Raw genomic sequence first — 21,872 nt, forward strand, 5'->3', positions numbered from 1 at the left:
AAGAGGGGAGTTCTCGTCGATGCCGAAGATTCAGGCGGCCACCGTCGCCGAGCATCGCGCCGCACAGCGCCGGGCCATCCTGGATGCGGCACGGGAACTTCTCGCCGAAGGGGGAACCGAAGCGCCGAGCCTGGCCACCGTAGCGGAGCGGACAGGCCTGGCGCGCCCCAGCGTGTACCGGTACTTCCGTTCCCGCGACGACCTACTGGAGGCCGTGATCGCCGACAGCTTCCCCCGCTGGTCGGCCTCCGTTACCGAGAAGATGGCGGGGCTGGACGATCCCGGAGCGCGCGTACTCGCCTATGTCGACGCGAACCTGCATCTGGTCGCCACGGGCGAGCACGCCGTGGTGCGGGGCCTCGCCGCGGTCGTTCCCGGCGAGCGACTGGCCGAGGACAGTCGAATTCTGCACGAACAACTGCGCGTGCCGCTGACCGAAGCGCTCGCGGCCCATGGAGCCGCCGACCCGGAAGGAATGTCCGATCTGATCCAGTCGATCGTCCTCGCCGCCGGGCGCATGATCGAAAGCGGCGCGCACGAGGCGCACGTCCGCACCCTCACCCACCAACTGCTCGAACCGTATCTGCGGGCCGGATAGACGCAGAACCCCTGCTCTGCGTCCTCGTCGGGACGCGGTATACACCGAGTGGTGGCAATCACATCGTTGTCGTTGCGGTGGCCGGCGGACGGCTGCGCTCACCGTTCACGGGCGGGTAGGACCAGTTGGGCGCCGGTGCGCGGATGGTCGAGAACTTCCACCGGATACCGGTACACCCGCGACAACAGCTCGCCGGTGAGCACGGTGCGCGGGGGGCCGTCCGCGACGAGACGGCCCGCGTCGAGGACGGCGACCCGGTCGGCGTAGGCGGCGGCCAGACCGAGGTCGTGCAGGACGACGACCACGGCGGCACCGGCGGCGGCCCGTTCGGCGGCCAGGCCGAGCACCGCCTCCTGGTGTCCGAGATCGAGGGCGGCGGTGGGTTCGTCCAACAGCAGGGTGGTGGTGTCCTGGGCAAGGACCCGCGCCAACGCCACCCGGGCACGTTCCCCGCCGGACAGGCCGGTGAACGGGCGGTCGGCGAGGTGGGTGACGTCGGTGGCGGTCATGGCGGCGGCGATCAGTTCGGCGTCGCGATCGCGGCGGGGGGTGCGCTGCCAGGGGGCGCGGCCCATGGTGACCACCTCGGCGGCGGTGAACGGGAAGCCGACCGTGTGGTTTTGCGGCAGTACCGCGCGTCGGCGCGCCATATCGACCGGGGTCCATCCGGTGATCGGCCGACCGTCGAGTTCCACGACCCCGGTGGTGGGTTCCAGCTCGCCCGCCAACACCGCCAGCAGGGTCGATTTACCGGCGCCGTTGGGGCCGACCAACGCGACCACGTCACCGGCGCGGATATCGATATCGATGTCGTCGAGGACTCGTCGGGTGCCCGCGCCGCCGCGCCGGTCCAGACTCACCGCCCGGGCCCGCATCGTCACCGTGCCGCGGTCCGGGGTGCCCGGCAGGTCGTGGGCGCGGGCGAGCAGTCCGACGATCCGGTCGCGCACGGTTTTCCCGCGGAACGTGCGCGGGTGGTCGGGCACGGGGAGGGTTTCCGGGTGGGAGAGGTTCATGCCCAGCCTCCGGCGCGGGCGCGGGTGCGGCGCAGCAACCAGAAGAAGAACGGGCCGCCGACGAGGGAGGTGAGCATGCCCAACGGCAGGTCGGCGTTGTCGACGAGGGAGCGGGCGGCGACGTCGGCGGCGAGCAGCACCACCGCGCCGACGACGGCGCTGATCGGGATCAGCACCCGATGCCCGGGGCCGACCAGCATGCGCACCACGTGGGGGACGATCAACCCCACGAACAGGATGATCCCGGTGAACGCCACCCCGGCGGTGGTGAGGATCGCGACGATCACGATGACGGTGCGGCGCAGCCGTTCCACGTCCACCCCCAGATGTCGGGCGGCGGATTCGCCGAGCGCCAGCAGATCCAGACGCGGTGCGACCGCGACGGCGGCGGTGACCGCGCAGACGGTGAGGCCGGCGACCACCGCGACCGCGTCCCAGTTCGCGCCGTTGAGGCTGCCGAGCTGCCAGAACACGATCTGGTCGCGGGCAGCGGGGGTGGCGATGAACAGCAGGAACGCGATCAGTCCGCCGGCGAACGCATTGATCGCGACACCGGTCAACACCAGGGTCACCACTTCGGTGCGGCCGCCGGAGCGGGACAGCAGATACACCAGGGCGGTGGTGGCGAGGCCGGCGACGAACGCGGCCGCGGCAACCGACCAGGCGGCGACGAACGCGCCACCGACCACGATGACGGTGCCCGCGCCGACCGCCGCCCCGGACGACACCCCGATCACACCCGGTTCGGCGAGCGGGTTGGCGAACACCCCTTGTAGGAGGGCGCCCGCGGTGGCGAGGGCGGCGCCGACCAGGATCGCCAGCAGCACCCGCGGGAACCGCACTTCCCACAGGGTGACCTCCCCGGACGGGTGGGCGGGAAGCGGACCCCAGCCCAGCCCGAGGCGGTGGGCGACGCTGCCGGCGACCTCGGCGGGGGTGGTCGGCACCTGTCCGATCGCCGCCGACGCCACCGCCAACGCGATCAGGGCGGTGACCGCGACGGTGAAGGTGATCGTGGCGCGGGAGCGGCGCCGCGACGGCCGGGTGGGGGTGGGTGCGGGTTCGGTGACGGTCATGCGCCGGGGTTGCCGTAGACGGCGTCGGCGAGCGCGGAGATCACCCGGCCGGTGTTGGGGCCGAAGCTGAGCAGGACCGCATCGGACATGTCGACGATGCGGTGGTTCTTCCCGGCGGGGGTCTGGGCGATACCGGGGATGCGGGTGATCCCTTCGACGCCGCCGACGGATTTCAGTCCGTCGGTCATCACCAGCAGCACATCGGGGGCGGCGGAGATCATCGCTTCGCTGGTGATGGCGGTGAACGGTTCGGTGAGTCCGGCGGCGGTGCCGGCGTCGCGGGCGCCGAGCGCGGCGATGAGCGCGTCGGCGCCGGAACCGGGGCCGGCGAGCATGGTGATCGCCGTGGACCGCAGGTAGAGGAACGCGATGGTCGGCGGTGGGTCCTGGGCCGGGACGGCGGCGGAGGCGGCGGTGATCTCGGCGCGGGTGCGGTCGGCGAGTTGTTTGCCGCGGTCGGGGACGCCGAGGGCGGCGGCGACGGCCTCGATCTGCGGGATCACCCCGTCGAGGGTGCGTTCGGGGTCGAAGTAGACGACGGTGATGCCGGTGGCGCGTAATTGTTCCCGGACGGCGGGGGCGGCACTGGTGGTGTCGGTGAGGAACACGGTGGGGCGCAGCGCGAGGATGGATTCCACGTTCAGTGAGCCGTTGCCGCCGGTGACGTTCGGCAGGTCCCGCACAGCGGGGAAGGAGGCGGAGGTGCTGCGACCCACCAGGTTCTCGCCCAGGCCCAGCGCCCACACGGTTTGAGCGAGGGTGCCGTAGCGGTCGGCGGCAATGATGCGGGTGGTGTCGGTGACGGTGACGTCGGTGCCGTCGAAGGACCGCACCGTCGCCGGCAGCGCCGGGGTGGGCGGCGGGACGATCGGGACCGGGTCGAGGTCGGCGATGCGGGCGGTGGTTGGGCCATATCGTCCGGTGGTGGCGGTCGGTTCGCCACCACCGCAGCCGGTGGCGACCAGCAGTACACCGCAGACGAGAGTCACCAGTATCGCCCGTGCCCATCCGGATCGGGCACCGTCACACCTCATGGTGGCAAGGCTAACCAATGATCGGCGGTGGTTTCGGTGGGCGGGTCACAGGGTGGAGCTCACATCGTCGAGGGCGGCGGCGATGGCGCGCGGTAGTTCCAGGGTTTCGGCGGCGAGGATCCCGGTCAGTTGACCCATGTCGCGGGCGCCGACGAACATGCTCGCCACCCCAGGACGGTCCCGCACCCAGGCGAGCGCGACGGCCAGCGGGGAAGTGGCCAGTCCGTCGGCGGCGGTGACGAGCGCGTCGACCACCCGGGCGGCGCGCTCGTCGTGGAGGCGGCCGTGGATTTCGTCGGCGCCGGCGTCGGCGCCGAGGGAGTCGGCGGGCACACCGTCGCGGTATTTGCCGGTGAGGATTCCGCCGGCCAAGGGAGCGGTGGCGATCACCCCGACCCCGTGGTGGGCGGCGGCGGGCACCACATCGTCCTCGGCGCCGCGCACCAGCAGCGAGTAGGGGGTGTGCACGGTGGCGAGGGTGGTGGTGGCGGCGAGGCCGGCCATCTGCCAGGCGGTGTATCCGCGCACCCCGGCGTAGCGGGTGCGGCCGGTGCGTATCGCGTGTTCGAGGGTGGCGGCGATCTCGTCGTCGGGGGTGTGCGGGTCCCAGGCGGCGACATGCCAGATATCGAGGTGGTCGGTGCCCAGCTCCCGCAGGGTGTGGTCCAGTTGCCGTAGCAGGGTGCGGCGGGAGGTGTCCACGGTCGGCCGGGCCCGCGTCGGGCCGAGGGGTTCTGCGGTGCGGCCGAGGAGGGTCTGGTGCGGGATCAGCCCGGCGTTACCGGACAGGACGAGTTCGTCGCGGGAGACGAGGTCGCCGAGGAGGTCGGCGAGGATTTTCTGGGCGGCGCCGTCGCAGTAGGCGGGGGAGGTGTCGACCAGGGTTCCGCCGGCCTCGGCGAACGCCACCAACTGTTCGGCTGCGGATTCGGCGTCGGTGCGGCCGCCCCAGGTATGGGTGGCCAAACCGATCCGCGAGACCCGTAGCCCGCTGCGGCCGACGGTTCGCTGCTCCATCACCGTGTCCCCGTGTTCGGTTCGCTCCACCCGTTCGTCACGGCGACCAGACTAGAACGTGCCGGGGCCGGCGCCGACGCGTTGCGTACCGCGCGCGTCGTGTCTGCGTGTGATGGGCGTTCGGGCGGCCCCTGCCCGGGGCTGCCGAAGCGGGGGCGACACGGTACTGTCGCTGCGATATTCGCGGTGTGCCCGCCGCTGTCCGGTTCCCGGCGCCGGAATCCAAGGCGAAGGCGGGTTTTCGGTGTCCGGTCAGGAGGATGTGTGGTAGGCGAGTCGATGACCTGGGTGCAGGCTCTGGTACTCGGATTGGTGCAGGGGCTCACGGAGTTCTTGCCGGTGTCGTCGTCGGGTCATCTGCGGATCGTGTCGGAGTTGTTCTTCGGCGCCGACGCGGGCGCGTCGTTCACCGCGGTCACCCAGTTGGGCACCGAGGCCGCGGTGCTGGTGTTCTTCGCCAAGGACATCGCCCGGATCGTGCGGGTGTGGTGCACCACGGTGTATCAGCGGGTGTCGGCCCGGTTCCGGGAGCCGGTGCCGATCACCGATCAGGTCACCACCAAATTGCCCGTCGTCACCGGGGATCCCTGGTACGCGGACGGCCCGGATTCGGATGCGGCGCGGGAACTCGACTACCGCATCGGCTGGTATGTGATCATTGCCACAATCCCGATCGGGGTTTTGGGTTTGTTGTTCAAGGATCAGATCCGCACGGGGGCGCGGAATCTGTGGGTGGTGGCGATCGTGTTGATCGTGTTCGCGGTGGTGATCGCCGCCGCGGAGTATTTCGGCCCTCAGCGGCGTCCGCTCGAGCAGCTGACCGGACGGGACGGTCTGATCATGGGCGCGGCGCAGTGTCTGGCGTTGATCCCGGGGGTGTCCCGATCGGGGGCCACGTCCTCGGCGGGGCTGTTCTGTGGTCTGACCAGGGAGGCGGCGGTGCGTTTCTCGTTCCTGCTGGCCATTCCGGCGGTCACCGCGTCGGGGTTGTTCAGTGTGCCGGACGCCTTCGAACCGGCGGGGTCGGGATTGAACGCGTCCGGTCCTCAACTGTTGGTCGCCACGGTGGTGTCGTTCGCCGTCGGGTACGCGTCGGTGGCGTGGCTGCTGCGGTTCGTGGCCCAGCATTCGCTGTACTGGTTCGTCGGCTACCGCATCGTACTGGGTTTCATACTGATCGGTCTTCTTTCCGGCGGGGTCATCAGCGCCACATGATCGCTACGCTGGCGCCATGACGGTCATCCTGCTGCGCCACGGCCTGTCCACGTCGAACACCGCCCGCACCCTGGCCGGCCGCAGTCAAGGGGTGGAACTCACCGACCGCGGCCGGGAACAGGCACAGGCGGTGGCCGACCGGTTGGCGGGGCTGCCGATCATCCGGATCGTGTCGTCGCCGCTGTTGCGCTGCCTGCGCACGGTGTCGCCGCTGGCGGCCGAACTCGGAACGGAGCCGGTGGTCGACGACCGACTCGCCGAGGTCGACTACGGGGACTGGACCGGTCGACCGTTGACGGAACTGGTGAACGAACCGCTGTGGAAGGTGGTGCAGCGACACGCGTCGGGGGCGGTGTTCCCGGGCGGTGAGGGATTGGCGCAGGTGCAGGCGCGGGCGGTGGCCGCGATCCGGGAACACGATCGGGCGTTGGCCGAGTTGCACGAGGGGGACCGGCTGTGGGTGGCGTGCACCCACGGTGATGTCATCAAGGCGGTGCTGGCCGACGCGCTCGGTATCCACCTCGACGGTTTCCAGCGGATCGTGGTCGAACCCGCCTCGCTCAGCGTCGTCCGCTACACCCCGACCACCCCGTATGTGGCGCGGATGAACGACACGGGTGCGGACCTGTCGGCGTTGGTGCCGCCGGAACCGTCCGGGGACGGTTCGGCGGGCCCGGTACCCGGTGGGGAGATCGGGGCGGGAAGGAAAGACGGATAATGGGATCGCCCCATACCGGGAATACTGCGTTACGAATGGTCGGTGGTAGACGCCGGCGCTCGGCGACGTCGAACGAACCGGCATCGGGCTCGGGGTGCGCCCCGCCGGCGCGGATGTTCCGCCGCCGAACAGGTCACGTATCAGGAGGTGCATGTGTCACGAGCAATCCATGTATTCCGCACCCCCGAACGTTTCGTCGCCGGAACCGTCGGTGAGCCGGGCGATCGCGCGTTCTATCTGCAGGCGGTGGAAGAACCCCGGGTGGTGACCGTGTTGTTGGAGAAACAACAGGTCAAGGTGCTCGCCGACCGGATGGGTCTGTTGTTGGACGAGGTGGCGCGCCGATTCGGCGCGCAGGTGCCGCCGCAGGCCGAGCAGGTCAGCGACAACGCGCCGCTGCTCACCCCGATCGATGCCGAGTTCCGGGTCGGCACCATGGGCCTGGGGTGGGACGCCGACGCGGGCGCGGTGGTGGTGGAGCTGTTGGCGATCACCGACACCGAGGTCGACGAATCGGTGGTACTCGACGACACCGAGGAAGGCCCGGACGCGGTGCGGGTGTTCCTCACCCCGACACAGGCGCGGGAGTTCGCGCTGCGTTCGTCGCGGGTGATCGCGGCAGGCCGGCCGCCGTGCCCACTGTGCGGGGAGCCGCTGTCGGCGAAGGGGCACATGTGTGTGCGCACCAACGGCTACAAACGTGGTGAACTGTTCGGCGCCACCGACCTGGAGGAATGATCGGTGGCGGCGGCCGGGGACGCGTTGCGCGCCGGTGAACTGACGGTACTGGGTCGGGTCGGGACGGCCAGCAATCTCACCCTCGTCTGCGATCTGCCGGCACCGGACGGCGACGAGACCACACCGCTGCGGGTGGTGTACAAACCGGTCCGGGGCGAGCAGCCGCTGTGGGATTTCCCGCACGGCACCCTGGCCGGGCGGGAGGTCGCGTCCTACCTGATCTCCGAGGCGTTGGGGTGGTCGGTGATCCCGGAGACGATTCTGCGTGACGGTCCGCTCGGACCGGGGATGGTGCAACGCTGGATCACCACCGTCGAACCACGTCGGGACCGACCGGACCTGGTGGATCTGTGCCCCCCGGACGCGGTGCCCGACGGGTTCCGGGAGGTGCTGCGTGTCGTGGACGGCGCCGGTGACGAGGTGTCGTTGGTGCACGCCGACGACCCCCGACTGCATCGGATGGCGGTGCTGGACGTGCTGCTCAACAACGCCGACCGCAAGGGCGGACACGCCCTGGAAGGAGTGGACGGCGGCGTCTACGGCGTCGACCACGGGATCTGTCTGCACCACGAACACAAACTGCGCACCGTGTTGTGGGGGTGGGCCGGGGAACCGATCCCCGCAGACCTGATCGCCGATATCACCACCTTCACCGACACCCTGCCCGGTGAGTTGGCCGACCGGCTCGCCGAACACGTCACCGACCGAGAAATCGATGCTCTGCTGCGGCGGGCGAAACGTCTGCTCGACGAGCCGGTGATGCCGATGCCCACCGCCGTGCGTCCGATCCCCTGGCCGGCGTTCTGACGGTCCGCGCCCGAGGTCGGGTTCAGCGCGACCGAAACCGTTGACACCCGCTCCGCCGCCGATCCGCCCAGGTCCACACCCCTGCCCGCCGGGTCGGGAGCACACCGACGGCGGGCCGGGAACCGGACACCTCGACCTGCCCTCTACCCTCGAAGGCATGCAGTCCTGGTCCGACACCCCGATCCCCACGATCCCCGGAACAGGGCCCCCGTTGCGGTTGTACGACACCGCCGACAAACAGGTCCGTCCCGTCGCTCCCGCAGCGACGGCCACCATGTACGTGTGCGGGATCACCCCCTACGACGCCACCCATCTCGGTCACGCCGCCACCTATCTGACCTTCGATCTGGTGCATCGGGTGCTGCGCGACACCGGCCACGGCGTCCACTACGTGCAGAACGTCACCGATGTCGACGATCCGCTGTTCGAACGCGCCGCCCGCGACGGCGTCGACTGGCGTGAACTCGGCACCGGAGAGATCGCGCTGTTCCGGGAGGACATGACCGCACTGCGTATCCTGCCGCCCCGCGACTACGTCGGCGCCGTCGAATCCGTGGACGAAGTGGTGGAACTGGTGCGCAAACTGCTCGCCTCCGGAGCCGCCTACACCGTCGACGACCCCGACCATCCCGACATCTATTTCCGCATCGACGCCACCGAGCAATTCGGGTACGAATCCGGTTACGACCGGCCCACCATGGAACGGTTGTTCGCCGAACGCGGCGGCGACCCCGACCGACCCGGTAAACACGATCCGTTGGACGCGTTGCTGTGGCGGGCCGCGCGCCCCGACGAACCGTCCTGGCCGGCGCCGTTCGGGGCGGGCCGCCCCGGCTGGCACATCGAATGCGCGGCCATCGCCATGAACCGTCTCGGCACCGCCATCGATATCCAGGGCGGCGGCAGCGACCTCATCTACCCGCACCACGAATACTCCGCCGCCCACGCCGAAGCGCTCGCCGCGGGTCGCCGGTTCGCCCGACACTACGTGCACACCGGCATGATCGGCCTGGACGGGGAGAAGATGTCGAAATCGCGCGGGAACCTGGTGAAGGTGTCGCAGCTGCGCAGCGCCGGGGTGGACCCCGCCGCCATCCGGCTCGGGCTGCTCGCCGGTCACTACCGCACCGACCGGATGTGGTCCGACACCGTCCTCGACACGGCCCGCGCTCGCCTGGACCGGTGGCGGCGTGCCGCCGCACTGCCGTCGGCGGGTTCGGCCGACGACACCATTGCCCGGCTGCGCCAACACCTCGCCGACGATCTCGACACCCCCAAGGCCCTCGCCGCGCTCGACAACTGGGTCGACGAGGCGCTCACCTACGGCGGGTCCGACACCGACGCCCCCACCCTGATCACCGACGCCGTCGACGCCCTGCTCGGTATCCGGTTGCGGTGACACCGACGGACCGACCGGATAGCGGTCGGGCCGATACCGTTGTCCGCATCGGCCCGATGTGATTCGGTACCACCGTGGGTAACGCGAGGCGGTGGGGCGGACACGGTGTGGTGCGCAAACTGGTGGACGGTCTGTCGGCGGCGGTGACCGTACCGGCGTTGGCCGAGGTCGACGAGCAGCGGACGATCACCGCCCGGCGGCGCTTCTTCGGCGTCGACGCCGTCGACCCCGTCACAGCGGCGGTGCACCCGGACCGGGTGGTGTTGTCGTGGGTCGGATGCACCACCTACGCGCTCGCTTTCGGCGGCACCGTCCTACTGCTCGACGCCTGGGTTCCCCGGCTCACCGTCTCCGGTTACGTCCCCGCCACCGCACAGGACCTGGCGGACCTGAAACCGGCCGCGATCCTGTTGGGGCACACCCATTTCGATCACGCCGGGGACGCGGGCCGAATCGCGGCCGCGAGCGGCGCCGTCGTATACGGGACCGCCGACCACTGCGCCACCGTCCGTGCGCAGGTCCCCGGGTCCCCGTTGCATACGGTCGCGCTCGGCGACGCGGCGACCCCGCCCGGGCACACGCACGAATTCGCCATCGGTGGGGTCGAAGTGACCGCGGTGCGACATATCCACTCCGCGCCGGTGCGGCCGGACCCGTTCACCGGTTCGGCGCCGTTCTTCCCGCGCCCGAATCCGAAAGCGATCGTGGACCATCCACCGACATCGGCGGATCTGCGGGAGGTGCTGCCGCGACTGGCGGACCCGGAAGGTGGCTGCCTGCTCTACCGGCTGCGGATACCGAGTTTCACCCTGGTGTGGCACGATTCGACCGGACCGGTTACCGAGAAGGCGCCGCAGGTGCCGGATGCACTGTCCGGGCTCGGGTCCGTCGATGTGCAGATCGGCGCCATCCAGGGATACAACCAGATCACCAACGGCCTGCGTGATCCCCGCATCTACATCGAGTCGCTGCGGCCGCGTATCTTCGTCCCCACGCACCACGACAACTGGTTACCCGGTCTCACCGCCCCCGCGGCGGCCTACGACCGGGTATGGCACAAGGAGATGGCGCGGATCTCCGCCGCACACCGCCCACAGGTGCGGTCGCTGCACGACCCGGGTGACTATGTCGACCCGACCCGGTTGACCTTCCCGCTCTTCTGACACCGCGGCGCACTGTTGCCTTCCGGCAGTGGCTATTTCGGGTCGTATCCGGTTCCGCGCCGCGGTGTGGTGATATTCGCTACTCCCGGCTGCATCACCGGCATCGGCGCGATACTGTTCCGCCACTTCGTCTCACACCCGACAGAACGGCGCCGTATGTCCCGAATGGTCACCAAGGAACAGTATTTCGACACCGGTCTGGCGGTATTGGCCGAAATAGGCTTCCGCCACATCAATATCGGGGTGCTGTGTCGACGGCTCGGTGTCACCAGCGGTTCCTTCTACCATCATTTCGGCAACTGGCAGAGTTTCGTCGACGCGTTGCTCGAGTACTGGGAGAACCGGCAGGTGCTGATCCTGCGCGGCCACGAATTCGACCGCTGCACACCGGATGAGGCGATCACCACCCTCGTCGATCTCACCCTCGGCCTGCATCACGCCGCCGAGGCCGCCATCCGGGCGTGGGCGGGCAACGACGAAGCGGTGGCGGTGGCGGTGAAACGGGTCGACGAATCCCGTCGCCGCACCGTGCACAAAGCGGTCCGAAGCGTGGTGGGTGACGACGAAACAGCCACCGTGGTCACCGCTGTCGGTATGGCTCTGCTGGTCGGCTACCAGCAGATCGGCGCCGATGGGTCCCCGGCACCGCTGGATCGGTTGCTCGCCGAATACACGCGACTCATCTACTCGCATGCTCCCGAACCCGACGCGCTGCGGTGATACCACAACGGCCACACGCGCGATACCGCGGTGGCGGCCGGACGACGACGCGGTGCGGTCGTTATTGCAACACCAGCAACGCCGATCTCTCCAAACGATCGGCGATATCGGCATACGATTCGTAGCCCATTCCGGCCCGGACGAGCGCCCCCGCATACAGCAGCTCCAGCGATTCCACGATCCCCGCGTCGGGGTCGGGTCCCAGCGCGCGGGTGATCCGTTGCCGGATCTCGACGCCTATTCGCATGCGCAGATGTTGGACATCGGGGTCGCGGCCCAGCAGCGCGCTGGTCACCGCTCCGGACAGTTCGGGTTCGTCGGCCACCAGCAGCGCGATCCCGCGTAGTTCCGCGATCACCCGCACGATGGGATCGGGGTCGTCGCCGGCAGGTGCGGTGCAGGAGCGAAGCCGCCGCCAGAATATCTCCGCGACCAGGTGTTCCTTCGACGAAAAATAGGTGTAGGCGGTGGCCGTGCCCACCCCGGCCGCGGCGGCGACCATCCGGATGGTGAGACCGGTGAATCCTTCGCGGGACAGTACCTCCATCGCCGCCCGGGTGAGCTTGTCGACGGTGTCGGCCTGTTTGCCGGTCAGGCGCCGACGGGTCGCCTCGAGGATTCTGGAATCGCCTTCGGACATTTGTCTGGATACTAGTGCCGGTCAAGTGTCGGATCAACTTTCCGCCCGGTGGTCGGGGGCGGGTAATGTCGGTGTCGTTGTCCGCGTTTCCCGACAGAGAGCCGCCCACCTCCATGACTTCCCTCGACGCCGAGACACCACTCACCGACGAGCAGTTGTTCGACCATGCCCGCCGGGCCACCGGCTTCATGCCCGAGGACGAAGGACGCGCCCTCTACGAGGCGGCGAAACACTACTGCCGCGGCGGCGTCGTCATCGAGATCGGCACCTACTGCGGAAAATCGGCGATCCTGCTCGGCGCGGCCGCCCGCGCCCGCGGCGGCCTGGTCTTCACCGTCGACCACCACCACGGCTCCGAAGAACACCAACCCGGCTGGGAATACCACGACACCACCCTCGTCGACCCGGAAACCGGACGATTCGACACCCTGCCCCGGTTCCGGCGCACCATCGACGACGCCCGCCTGGGAGACACCGTGATCGCCGTGGTGGGCGCCTCGGGCCGGGTGGCCCGGGCCTGGCGCACCCCGATCGAGTTCCTGTTCATCGACGGCGGACACACCGAGGAAGCCGCCCGCCGCGACTACGACGGTTGGGCTCCCTGGGTGGTGGTCGGTGGCGGGCTCGCCATCCACGACGTGTTCCCCGACCCCCGCGACGGCGGACAGGCCCCCTACGGCATCTACCGCAAAGCCCTCGACAGCGGCGAATTCCGCGAGGTATCGGCCACCGCCTCACTACGCGTCCTGGAACGGGTTACCGCGGCGGCGAACCCGAACTCGCGGCAATGATGCCGCCCACCGTGCGCAACGACCACCGGGCCGTGGAAACCTACCGCTATCGCGGCACCGGCACACTCACCTGCGATATCGTCACGCTGCCCGGCCGCGCGGACCCGACGACCACACCGGCGCAGATCCAGGCGTGGCGCGAGCACACGAGCGGCTCTTTCGACGCCCGGTACTTTCCCGGGCGGCATTTCTGTCTCGACGAACATCCCCATGAGGTCGCCGACGCGGTGCGGGAGAAAATCGGTGGCGCCGAGTGGCGGGCGGTCCCACCGTTATGCCGGGGCCGCCCGCCGGAGCCCGATCAGTAGCCGGGAGTGAGATCGGTGGGGCCGCCCGGGGTGAGATCGGCCCCGTCACCAGGCGTCAGGTCGGTCTGGTCGCCGGGGGTCAGATCGGTCTGCGGACCGCACACCAGGTTGGGCCAGGAACAGGTCGGCAGGTCGGGATCCTGCTCGGCCTGGGCCGCGCCGGCCGTCACCAGACCCACGCTCAGCAGGACGGGCGCCGCGGCGATCATCAGGGCGCGGGTGAACCGGTTGGTGGGACGGGTCGAGCGCCGGATGGTGGTCATGGGGGTGCTCCTTCGTGGTCGCGAGGCGGGCCGGTCCCGCTGTCGTGGTGACATCGACCAGCTTTCCCGGCATACGACCACACCGATAGGACACCCAGGGTTGGCGATAACCCACCCTGTCGGTGCTTCGATCCCATCGAGGGGCACACGCCGTCGATCTCGTACACCGGAAACCATCCCCCCGTATCCGCTCGCCCGTCCCGGATGACGGTGGCGATCGCCTGCCGACGGGACGGTCGACGTCAGTACAGGTCGACTCCGTCCCACAGTTCACGGACCGGGTGCGGATCGTCGACCACGCCGGGCTCGAGGTCCAGCCGCATGGTCGCCCTGCGGTCGGGTTCGTAACGCGGCCAGTCCACCCGGCCGGTATGGGCGAACCGCACCCAGATGCCGTGTACGAGGTCGGCCAGCCGTTGCGGCGGGTTCGGGCCGGTGATCCATCGCATCCGCCGGTCGTGGAGTCGGTCGAAGACGAACGGGACCTCCAGGAAGTGACACGCTCCGAGTTGACCGTCGAACTGTGGGGAGCGCCAGGTGAACTCGTACATGTAGGTGGCCGCCGGTGCGGTGGCGCGTGCCTCGGCGAACCTGATGCCGGGAACGGCGTAGAACCAGTCCCCTTGCAGAATCGCCAGCAGGGCCCCGGAATCGGCGTCGGGATAGGCGGCGCGGTAGGCCGGTAACGCCCGATCGACGGGCAACCGGTACAGGCGCATCGCGGTGGTCAGTTGCTCCTCGGTGACCGAGTCGAGGCCGCCGAACGGCACCAGCGACAGCCGTCCTTCCTCGCTGTTGTGGCCGAGCAACACATCCACCTCGGCACCGACCCCGGCGGTCACGGCATCGATGGGTTTGGCGGGTAGGGTGTCGCCGTCGAGCGTGGGCCGCCACATATTGACCCGGCATCCCGGTTCACCACCCCAGCGCTGCGGATCCGGTTGTCGCGCCAGGTCGCTCATGACCGCGGACTGGGCCGCGAGCACTCGCTCGACACCGGCGTCCGCGACCGCGGCCCGGGTGGGCGCCACACCGAGTTTCGCCGTCAGGCGCTGCCCTATCTCGCGGGCGGTATCGGGGGAGTAACACAGATTGCCGGCGCCGCTTTCCATGATGGCGCGGCGGAACAACCCTCGGGCCCGGGGCATCGCGAGCAGTGCGCCGACGGCCATTGCGCCCGCGGACTGGCCGAAGACGGTGACGTTCGCGGGGTCGCCGCCGAAAGCCGCGATATTGTCACGCACCCATTCCAGTGCCGCGATCTGGTCGAGCAGCGCGATATTGGCCACGCCGTCGTCGAGGAACAGGAATCCCTCGGCGCCCAATCGGTAGTTGATCGCGACGAAAACCACCCCGTCGCGGGCGAAAGCGCTGCCGTCGTAGAGGACGCTGCTTCCGGTGTCGAAACCACCTCCGTGGATCCACACCATCACCGGCAGGCGTGTCGAACCCGGTTCGGGGGTCCAGATGTTCAGGTTGAGATACTCCGCGCCGGGCACCGGCGGCGCGAAGGACTCCAACGGTGGTGGGGTCGGCGGCTGCGGTGCCGTCGGACCGAAGGCGAGCGCGTCGCGCAACCCGGTCCAGGGGCGGGCCGGGCGTGGCGGAAGGTATCGGTTCTCCCCCTGAGGGGGTGCGGCGTAGGGCACGCCCTTGAACGCGTGCACGCCTTCGACCACGCTGCCCCGCACCCGGCCCGATCGCGTCGTCACGATCGAGTCGCCGGGCTCGTCGACAACGCACCCGGCCGCGGTGCCGAGGAGCGCGGAAGTCGCTGCGGTGGTACGGAGAAATCTTCTGCGGTTCAACACTTTCGGGCTTTCTCGTTCAATGTGCGTATCGCTGCGGCGGAGCGTCGAGTCACCGACCGTGGGGTGTTTTGTGACGGCGCTTCCGCTGTCGTTCCTCCCGGTCGGACGGTCCCGCCGTTCCGGAAACCTACGATGTAGGTTTCGCGGGAGACGGTATATCCTACGGTGTAGGTTTTGCAAGGGAAGGGAGTATCGGTGGGCAGGCGCGCGCAAGGCACCTCGGCGGGACTCACCCGCGAACGCATCGCGGCCGCCGCCGTCGCGCTCGTCGACCGCGACGGCCTCGAGCGCTTCGGCGTACGGCGGCTCGCCGATGAACTCGGGGTCGACCCGATGTCGATCTACAACCACGTCAAAGGCAAAGCAGCACTGCTGGACGTGATCTCCGAAGCCGTGCTCGCCGAGATCGAGGGCGCCGTGAACGACGCATCCCACGGGTGGGAGGAGACCGCCCGCCGGTTGGCGCACGGCTACCGGGAGACCGCCTATCGACACCCCCATGTCGTCCCGCTGCTGGTCACCCGCCCCCAGACCTCACCGGTGGCCCTGGCCGCCCTGGAACGACTGGTCACCGCCATGCGCGCGGATGGTCTGCCCGATCGGGTGGTCGCGGACGCACCGCAGATACTGTTCGGTTTCCTCAACGGATACCTGTCGGCGGTCCTCGGCAGCGGGTCCGACAAAAACGGCGAGATCCCCGCGATCGATGCCACGCGGTATCCGACGATGGCCGCCCTCACGCCCCTGATGGCCGATTTCGGGTCCGTGGCGGAATTCGATCGGCTGCTCGACTCCGTGCTCGGCGGGATCCGGGATCGGGTCGCCCGGCAGAATCTCCGCTGAACATACCGGTCATCGCGATGCGCGCTTCGCCCGGTGGGGCCGTTGCCGTTCACGGCGCCGGCCGGCCCCCGTACCGGCTCGGGCCGGCGTTCCCGACAAGGACCGGTCGAGATCATCCTCGGGTACGCCCGGCGGCCGGGCCCCGATGGCGATGCGAGTCCGGTGCGCCCACACCGCCGGGGGCCCATTGGATGACCCGCATGCGATCAGTCCATTTTGTGGTCGGGTTCGCGGGCGGCGGCGTATTTCGCGGCCCACGTGTAGTCGGGTTTGCCGCTGGGGGAGCGGGTGATCGTGTCGGCGATCCACACCCTGCGCGGCACCTTGTATCCCGCAAGGTGCCGGCGCACATGATCTTGCAGGTCGGCCGGATCCAGTCCGACGGTGGGAGTGGCGAGACTGATCACGGCGGCGACCTGCCGGCCCCACCGCTTGTGATCCACACCGATCACGGTGGCGTCGTAGACGGCGGGATGGGATTTCACCACCCCCTCCACCTCTTCGGCGAACACCTTCTCCCCGCCGGTGTTGATGACCATATTGCCGCGTCCGATGAGGCTGATGGTGCCGTCGTCTTCGAGGATGGCCCGGTCGTCGGTGAGGACGATCCGATTGCCGTCGACAGTTTTGAACAGTTTCTCCGTTCGCTCCGGGTCCTTGTAGTAGCCGAGCGGGACGGAACCGGTTTTGGCCAGCCACCCCTCGCAACCGGGGCGCACCGGCCGGCCGGCGTCGTCGACGACGATCGCGCCGCGCCCGATCGAAACCCGCGATTTCCGCGCTGGGTTCTCATCTTTCCGGGCGAAACCGATACCACCGAAACCGGTTTCGGACGAGCCGATGGAGTCGGAGACCAACAGATTCGGGATGAGGTCGAGCAGATCGTTCTTCGTCGACTGGGTGAACAGCGCCGCACCGGAAGCGATCATGAACAGTCCGGTGGTGTCGATTGGGTGGGCACGATAGGAATCGATGAGCGGACGAGCCATGGCGTCACCGGTGATCACCAGCACCCCGGGATGTTCGGCGGCGACGGTCCGCCACACCACGTCGGCGTCGAACCGCGGCAGATAGATGACGGCGTTACCGGACCACAGCGCCACGAAACTCGGCATCATCGCCGACAGGTGCATCAGCGGCGGCAGGATCATCCAGGTAATGGGATCGGCCGCGGCGCCGGTGCGGGACTGCTGGTATTCATCGGCGACGGGTTCGTTGCTGTAGAAATCGATCCCGCCGCCGAGTACCCGCCACATGTCCTCCTGTCGCCACATGACGCCCTTCGGCATACCGGTGGTGCCGCCGGTGTACATGAGGAACAGATCGTCGGGTGTGCGCCGCACCTCGGGGCGGGTGCCGTCCGCGGCGGCGGTCACCTCGGTCAGACAGTCCACACCCGGGTCGGCGGGGGTGGTGTCGTCGGCCGCGCACAGCAGGTACTTCGGACGGAGACGCCGCTGCCGCGCCGCACGGACGGCGTCACCGTAACAGGCGTGGTAGACGAGGTGTTCGAGATCGGCGTTGTCGTACAGGTAGGCCAATTCCTCCGGGCCGTACCGATAGTTGATGTTGACCGGTACAGCGGCCAGTTTGAAGCAGGCGAGGAGCGTCTGCACGGTCTCGATACCGTTGTGCATCTGGAACCCGACGTGGGTGCCGCGTCCGACCCCCGTGGACGCGAGGTGATGGGCGAGCCGGTTGGCGCGGTCCTCCAGTTCCCGGTAGGTGACGCGCTGCCCGTCCTGGATGATCGCCACCCGGTCGGGCATGGCGTCGACGGCGTGTTCGAACAGGTCGGCGAAGTTGTTGGCCATGGCTATCCTGCTGTGTGGGTTGGGTGCTCCGGTCGGCGAACGGTGAGGGGCAGCGGTATCCCGCGGTCGGCGAAGGTGAAATCGGCGCCGGTGCTGAACCGGGTGATCTGCACCTCGGGCGCCTCGGGGAACGGTTCGTCGGCGCGCGTGAGCTCGACCGTCCACCCATCGGCGGTGCGATCGACGACCCGGCCGTGGTAGCGGGCGTCGACACCGCGTGCCATGGCGTTCAGGGGGCCGAGATGATCGGGGGCGAGCATCGCCGGCCAGGTGCGGTCGGTGAGCGCGCCGGCGGTGGTGGGGAACCGAACCCGTACCACATCGGTGTCGGACTCGATCTCGACACCGGTGTAGTGGTGCGGGTTCAGCGCCGGATGCGCCCGCAGCACCTGGGCCAGCGCGGCAGCGTCGGTGCCCAGGCCCAGGCGGCGGCGGATCCGTTCGGAGGCGATCCCGGCGACCCCGGTGAACTGTTTGCGTCCGATATCGCAGGCGGTGTCGGTATCGGCGCGGTCGTGGACGGCGATCACGAAGCCGAGGGTGAGCAGATGCTGTTGCAGACACACCTCTTCGGCGATCCGTACCAGCGCCGAATGCGAGAAATCGGAAAACCGTAGCTCGCTGAGCAGCGGACCGCTGTAGTCGGCGGCGCCCGTGTCGTCGCGGTCGATGTCGTTCAGCGGTAGCCGGGCCGCCACCGATCCGGCGACCCGTTCCGCATGGGGTGGAACCGGTGGTGGTGTGTGGGATTCGTCGATGATCACCGTCCATGCGCAGACCGGGGTACGGTCGGCGGGTTCCCGGGGTGGACGGTGGAGGGGCCGCACCCGAGCGTGCGGATTGGTGGCCAGGGCGGTGGCATCGAAGGTGGGATCCTCGATGTCGTGGCACATGGATTTCACATAGTGCACGCCCATCGGTTCGACATCGGCGAGAGCGCCGCAGTGGTCGAGCCAGAACTCGCCGTGATGCGGGTCGTCGACCCGGAAACGGAAATCCATGAACTGCGGTGGGGCGCCGATATCCAGTTGCAGGCCTTTGAAGATGGTGATGACATCGTCGCCGACATAGTTCAGGGCCAGCTGCATGCGTCGGGTGTAGATCGGACTGGCCAGCCGCCATTCCTCGATCGCCACCTGCGTCATACCTTCCCGGCCGAACGCGGAGATGCAGTGCGCCATCCCGGAGCGATCGATCAGCTGTCCACACAGCAGCAGTTCCGGGACCAGGGCGGCCAGGTCCCGGCGGCTCAGGGCGTGAAACCGGCTGACGGGTACGGTCATCGGGATCACCACAGCGGAACCGGTGCGGTGCCGATCTTGTACCGGCCGGGCAGCCGGCCGGAGGTCGCCTTGGCGATCCGTTCGTTCATCCCCTCGGACATGGCGTTGTTCGTGATCATCTCCATGAACAGCGCCGAGACGTTGCCGTAGTCGAAGAAGTCCCGCTGCCACGACCACCGATAGTCGCCGCCGTAACGGAACCAGCTGCCGCCGATCCCGTTCACGGTGTAGTGGCTGCCGTCGGGGCGGGGTGTGGTGCGGTAGATCTGTTTCCAGAAACCGATCACGTCACCGCTGCGTTCGTCGATGACGAAGCGCTGATAGGGGTACACCCAGCCTTCCAGGCCTTCCATTTCCTGGCCGAGGGCCAACTCACGGATCTCGTCGCGCCCGACGGCCATGAATTCCTCGGTGGGTCCGTAGTTCCAACCGTAGGTGGCGTCTTCGGTGTACATCTCGGCGAGCGGTTTCCAGTCGCCGGCCTGCTCGCAGCGTTCGTTCTCCGCCACCCAGCGGCGCACCATCTCGTCGAGTTCGGCGCGGTCGAAACCTGTCATCGGTGTCGTATCCCTTTCGGAGAGGTGAATACCGGTCGGTGCGGTGGATCAGCCGATCGAGTCGTCGGCGACGAGCAGCAGCGCCCGGGTCGGGCAGTATCGGATGGCGTTGTCGACCTCGGCCTTCACGTCCGCCCCCGGATTCGGTCGGAGAATGTGCACCCGGCCGCGTTTCGGCACGGAGAACACGGTCGGCGCCTCGGTCGCGCAGACGGCGTGTCCTTGGCACAGATCCAGATCGGCCACGATTTTCATGGTGTGCTCCCGATACTCACTGGGTGGTCGGATGAGGTGGTGCCCGCGACACGCACCCGGGTGACGTGCTCGGGGCGCGGGTGCCGAACGGGCAGGGCGGAGTGAGTGGTCACAGCGGTGGTTCGGGCGTCGATCGGTCGGGGTGCGATATCGCGCTCCGAGAACGAGTTCTCCCCACGAGAGATCGATACCCCTCCACGGAGAGACACATACCTGGACATGTGTCTGGACGCTACCATTGCTGCTTCGGTCCGACAACGATTCAGCAATTTTTCCCGGAACTCCACCGGGGAGTGGGGGTGAGCGGGCTCGCTTCACGCCGGTGCCACCGTTGTCGTTATAGACCCAAAACAGGAACATGTTCTTGCGCGTCGTCGACCGATCGACCTATATTCCGTACACCTGTCCAGACACTTCGGACGGCCGAGTTCTCCAGACAAGGAGCCCCGATGAGCGACAACCCCACGCCGCAGCCCACCGTGCGCGAGCGCGGGCTGGCCAAAATGTCGGAAGTGTATGGCTGGGAATTCCGGGACGGCCCCGGTGAGCATTTCGCCGTCACCGCCGACCACCTGTTCGCCGATATCTGGTCCCGCCCCGCACTCACCAACCGCGACCGGCGACTGCTGCTGCTGGGTGCGCTCACCGCCCAGGGACTGTTCGACGTCGCCGGAATCCAGATCGGCTCGGCCTTACACAACGAGGAACTGACCGAGGAACAGTTACGCGAGATCGCCCTGTTCCTCTGTCACTATGTGGGCTGGCCCGCCGGCACCACCCTCGACCGGGTGATCGGTACCCAACTGGAGCAACGTCGCAAGAAAACCGTGCAGAAAGAGACCACCGGCAGCGGTCACTGACACCGCGCCCACCGCCATCAGCCGGGACGCCGCGGCGACCCGCCGATCCGACCACAGACAAGGCACAGGTATGCGTTTCGGCATCGTACTGTTCACCAGCGATCGCGGAATCACCCCCGCCGCCGCGGCCCGAGCCGTCGAGGACACCGGATTCCATTCGTTCTACGTCCCCGAACACACCCACATACCCGTCAAACGCGAGGCCGCGCACCCACAGACCGGTGACGCCACCCTGCCCGACGACCGATACATGCGTACCCTCGACCCGTGGGTTGCGCTCGGCACCGCCGCCGCCGTCACCGAACGCATCGAACTGGCCACCGCCGTCGCGCTACCCGTCGAACACGACCCCATCACCCTCGCCAAGACCATCGCCACCCTCGACCACCTCTCCGGCGGCCGGGTGGTCCTCGGCGCCGGATTCGGCTGGAACACCGACGAACTCGCCGATCACCACGTGCCTGCGAACAAACGCCGCACCGTTCTGCGTGAATACCTCGAGGCCATGCGTGCGCTGTGGAGCCGGGACGAGGCCTCCTACGCGGGTACCTACGTCGAGTTCGGTCCCAGCTGGGCCTGGCCGAAACCGGTGAACCGCACCGTTCCCGTCCTCATCGGCGCCGCCGGCACCGAACGCACCTTCGGCTGGATCGCCGCCCACGCCGACGGCTGGATCACCACCCCCGGCGAAACCGACATCACCGATCGGCTCTCGCTGCTGACCAAGATCTGGACCGACGCCGGTCGTGACGGTGCACCCCGCGTGGTTGCCCTCGACATCAAACCCGACGCCGACCGGCTCGCCGAATGGGCCGCGGCCGGGGTCACCGACGTGCTCTACGGGCTGCCGGACAAACCCGAACCGGAGGTGCGTGCCTATCTCGAACGGTTGGCCGGCAAACTGCGGAACATGGAATTGATCACCGCGACGGGCGAGGACGACTAG

General features: G+C 68.6%; 24 protein-coding genes. 13 read left to right on the forward strand and 11 right to left on the reverse strand.

From position 1 onward, the window contains the following. Nucleotides 1-19 precede the first annotated feature (19 nt). Nucleotides 20-598, forward strand: a complete 579-nt coding sequence (locus ON32_RS19345) for a TetR/AcrR family transcriptional regulator (protein ID WP_040792396.1) — start codon at nt 20-22, stop codon at nt 596-598. Nucleotides 599-696: 98 nt separating this feature from the next. On the opposite strand, the gene ON32_RS19350 is transcribed toward ON32_RS19345, so the two are convergent. The 4 genes from ON32_RS19350 to ON32_RS19365 are packed head-to-tail and all read right to left on the reverse strand — an operon-like array spanning nt 697 to nt 4,741. Then, nucleotides 697-1,614 carry a heme ABC transporter ATP-binding protein gene (locus ON32_RS19350; RefSeq protein ID WP_083874658.1) on the reverse strand — a complete coding sequence of 306 codons (918 nt, stop codon included), beginning with the start codon at nt 1,612-1,614 and terminating at the stop codon, nt 697-699. Then, the gene (locus tag ON32_RS19355) at nt 1,611-2,690 is read right to left on the reverse strand and encodes a FecCD family ABC transporter permease (protein ID WP_040792397.1); all 1,080 of its coding nucleotides are present in this window, start codon (nt 2,688-2,690) and stop codon (nt 1,611-1,613) included. Before ON32_RS19355 ends, ON32_RS19350 begins: the two co-directional genes overlap by 4 nt. Further along, complete coding sequence (locus ON32_RS19360; RefSeq protein WP_040792398.1) at nt 2,687-3,724, reverse strand: heme/hemin ABC transporter substrate-binding protein; 1,038 nt, start codon at nt 3,722-3,724, stop codon at nt 2,687-2,689. Before ON32_RS19360 ends, ON32_RS19355 begins: the two co-directional genes overlap by 4 nt. A gap of 45 nt (nt 3,725-3,769) precedes the next feature. Next, nucleotides 3,770-4,741: an aldo/keto reductase gene (locus ON32_RS19365; RefSeq protein WP_040792582.1), complete on the reverse strand. Its 972-nt coding sequence runs from the start codon at nt 4,739-4,741 to the stop codon at nt 3,770-3,772. 279 nt (nt 4,742-5,020) lie between these two features. Here ON32_RS19365 and ON32_RS19370 point away from each other — a divergent pair, with 279 nt between their 5' ends. The 7 genes from ON32_RS19370 (at nt 5,021) to ON32_RS19400 (ending at nt 11,501) form a co-directional block, all read left to right on the forward strand. Beyond that, the gene (locus ON32_RS19370; RefSeq protein ID WP_040792399.1) at nt 5,021-5,956 is read left to right on the forward strand and encodes an undecaprenyl-diphosphate phosphatase; all 936 of its coding nucleotides are present in this window, start codon (nt 5,021-5,023) and stop codon (nt 5,954-5,956) included. A gap of 16 nt (nt 5,957-5,972) precedes the next feature. Beyond that, nucleotides 5,973-6,674: a histidine phosphatase family protein gene (locus tag ON32_RS19375; protein ID WP_040792400.1), complete on the forward strand. Its 702-nt coding sequence runs from the start codon at nt 5,973-5,975 to the stop codon at nt 6,672-6,674. 153 nt (nt 6,675-6,827) lie between these two features. Then, nucleotides 6,828-7,412, forward strand: a complete 585-nt coding sequence (locus ON32_RS19380) for a DUF3090 domain-containing protein (protein WP_040792583.1) — start codon at nt 6,828-6,830, stop codon at nt 7,410-7,412. A gap of 3 nt (nt 7,413-7,415) precedes the next feature. Beyond that, nucleotides 7,416-8,219 (forward strand): SCO1664 family protein, encoded by an 804-nt coding sequence (locus tag ON32_RS19385; protein WP_040792401.1) that lies wholly within the window; start codon nt 7,416-7,418, stop codon nt 8,217-8,219. A gap of 157 nt (nt 8,220-8,376) precedes the next feature. Next, nucleotides 8,377-9,618, forward strand: a complete 1,242-nt coding sequence (mshC, locus tag ON32_RS19390) for a cysteine--1-D-myo-inosityl 2-amino-2-deoxy-alpha-D-glucopyranoside ligase (protein ID WP_040792402.1) — start codon at nt 8,377-8,379, stop codon at nt 9,616-9,618. A gap of 74 nt (nt 9,619-9,692) precedes the next feature. Then, a complete protein-coding gene (locus tag ON32_RS19395; RefSeq protein WP_051133467.1) occupies nt 9,693-10,781 on the forward strand; it encodes an MBL fold metallo-hydrolase in 1,089 nt (362 codons plus the stop codon). Nucleotides 10,782-10,946: 165 nt separating this feature from the next. Then, the gene (locus tag ON32_RS19400) at nt 10,947-11,501 is read left to right on the forward strand and encodes a TetR/AcrR family transcriptional regulator (RefSeq protein ID WP_245551156.1); all 555 of its coding nucleotides are present in this window, start codon (nt 10,947-10,949) and stop codon (nt 11,499-11,501) included. Nucleotides 11,502-11,562: 61 nt separating this feature from the next. Here the strand turns inward: ON32_RS19400 and ON32_RS19405 are convergent, their stop codons facing one another. Further along, on the reverse strand, nt 11,563-12,141 hold the full coding sequence (locus tag ON32_RS19405; protein WP_040792403.1) for a TetR/AcrR family transcriptional regulator: 579 nt from the start codon (nt 12,139-12,141) through the stop codon (nt 11,563-11,565). 113 nt (nt 12,142-12,254) lie between these two features. Between ON32_RS19405 and ON32_RS19410 the strand changes: the two genes are divergently transcribed. Then, nucleotides 12,255-12,932: a class I SAM-dependent methyltransferase gene (locus ON32_RS19410; protein ID WP_040792586.1), complete on the forward strand. Its 678-nt coding sequence runs from the start codon at nt 12,255-12,257 to the stop codon at nt 12,930-12,932. After that, on the forward strand, nt 12,929-13,240 hold the full coding sequence (locus ON32_RS19415; protein WP_157224247.1) for a thioesterase II family protein: 312 nt from the start codon (nt 12,929-12,931) through the stop codon (nt 13,238-13,240). Before ON32_RS19410 ends, ON32_RS19415 begins: the two co-directional genes overlap by 4 nt. Here ON32_RS19415 and ON32_RS19420 read toward each other — a convergent pair. Together ON32_RS19420 and ON32_RS19425 are read right to left on the reverse strand one after the other, a co-directional pair. Then, nucleotides 13,234-13,503: a hypothetical protein gene (locus ON32_RS19420; RefSeq protein WP_040792404.1), complete on the reverse strand. Its 270-nt coding sequence runs from the start codon at nt 13,501-13,503 to the stop codon at nt 13,234-13,236. The two genes, ON32_RS19415 and ON32_RS19420, sit on opposite strands and share 7 nt — an antisense overlap. 242 nt (nt 13,504-13,745) lie before the next feature. Further along, nucleotides 13,746-15,215: a carboxylesterase/lipase family protein gene (locus ON32_RS19425; protein WP_245551157.1), complete on the reverse strand. Its 1,470-nt coding sequence runs from the start codon at nt 15,213-15,215 to the stop codon at nt 13,746-13,748. 294 nt (nt 15,216-15,509) lie between these two features. Here ON32_RS19425 and ON32_RS19430 point away from each other — a divergent pair, with 294 nt between their 5' ends. Beyond that, a complete protein-coding gene (locus ON32_RS19430; protein ID WP_040792405.1) occupies nt 15,510-16,157 on the forward strand; it encodes a TetR/AcrR family transcriptional regulator in 648 nt (215 codons plus the stop codon). A 206-nt stretch (nt 16,158-16,363) separates the two neighbouring features. Here the strand turns inward: ON32_RS19430 and ON32_RS19435 are convergent, their stop codons facing one another. The 4 genes from ON32_RS19435 to ON32_RS30880 are packed head-to-tail and all read right to left on the reverse strand — an operon-like array spanning nt 16,364 to nt 20,426. After that, on the reverse strand, nt 16,364-17,971 hold the full coding sequence (locus ON32_RS19435) for an acyl-CoA synthetase (protein ID WP_040792406.1): 1,608 nt from the start codon (nt 17,969-17,971) through the stop codon (nt 16,364-16,366). Between the two features lie 2 nt (nt 17,972-17,973). Continuing rightward, nucleotides 17,974-19,254 carry a hypothetical protein gene (locus ON32_RS19440; protein WP_051133505.1) on the reverse strand — a complete coding sequence of 427 codons (1,281 nt, stop codon included), beginning with the start codon at nt 19,252-19,254 and terminating at the stop codon, nt 17,974-17,976. Between the two features lie 5 nt (nt 19,255-19,259). Next, on the reverse strand, nt 19,260-19,811 hold the full coding sequence (locus ON32_RS19445) for a nuclear transport factor 2-like protein (protein WP_040792407.1): 552 nt from the start codon (nt 19,809-19,811) through the stop codon (nt 19,260-19,262). Nucleotides 19,812-19,859: 48 nt separating this feature from the next. Further along, a complete protein-coding gene (locus ON32_RS30880; RefSeq protein WP_373284329.1) occupies nt 19,860-20,426 on the reverse strand; it encodes a ferredoxin in 567 nt (188 codons plus the stop codon). An 89-nt stretch (nt 20,427-20,515) separates the two neighbouring features. Here ON32_RS30880 and ON32_RS19455 point away from each other — a divergent pair, with 89 nt between their 5' ends. Together ON32_RS19455 and ON32_RS19460 are read left to right on the forward strand one after the other, a co-directional pair. Continuing rightward, complete coding sequence (locus ON32_RS19455) at nt 20,516-20,926, forward strand: carboxymuconolactone decarboxylase family protein (RefSeq protein WP_040792409.1); 411 nt, start codon at nt 20,516-20,518, stop codon at nt 20,924-20,926. Between the two features lie 70 nt (nt 20,927-20,996). After that, nucleotides 20,997-21,872: an LLM class F420-dependent oxidoreductase gene (locus tag ON32_RS19460; protein WP_040792410.1), complete on the forward strand. Its 876-nt coding sequence runs from the start codon at nt 20,997-20,999 to the stop codon at nt 21,870-21,872.

It is taken from the genome of Nocardia paucivorans NBRC 100373 (assembly GCF_000308675.1).
In the GTDB taxonomy this organism is placed as follows: Bacteria; Actinomycetota; Actinomycetes; order Mycobacteriales; family Mycobacteriaceae; genus Nocardia; species Nocardia paucivorans.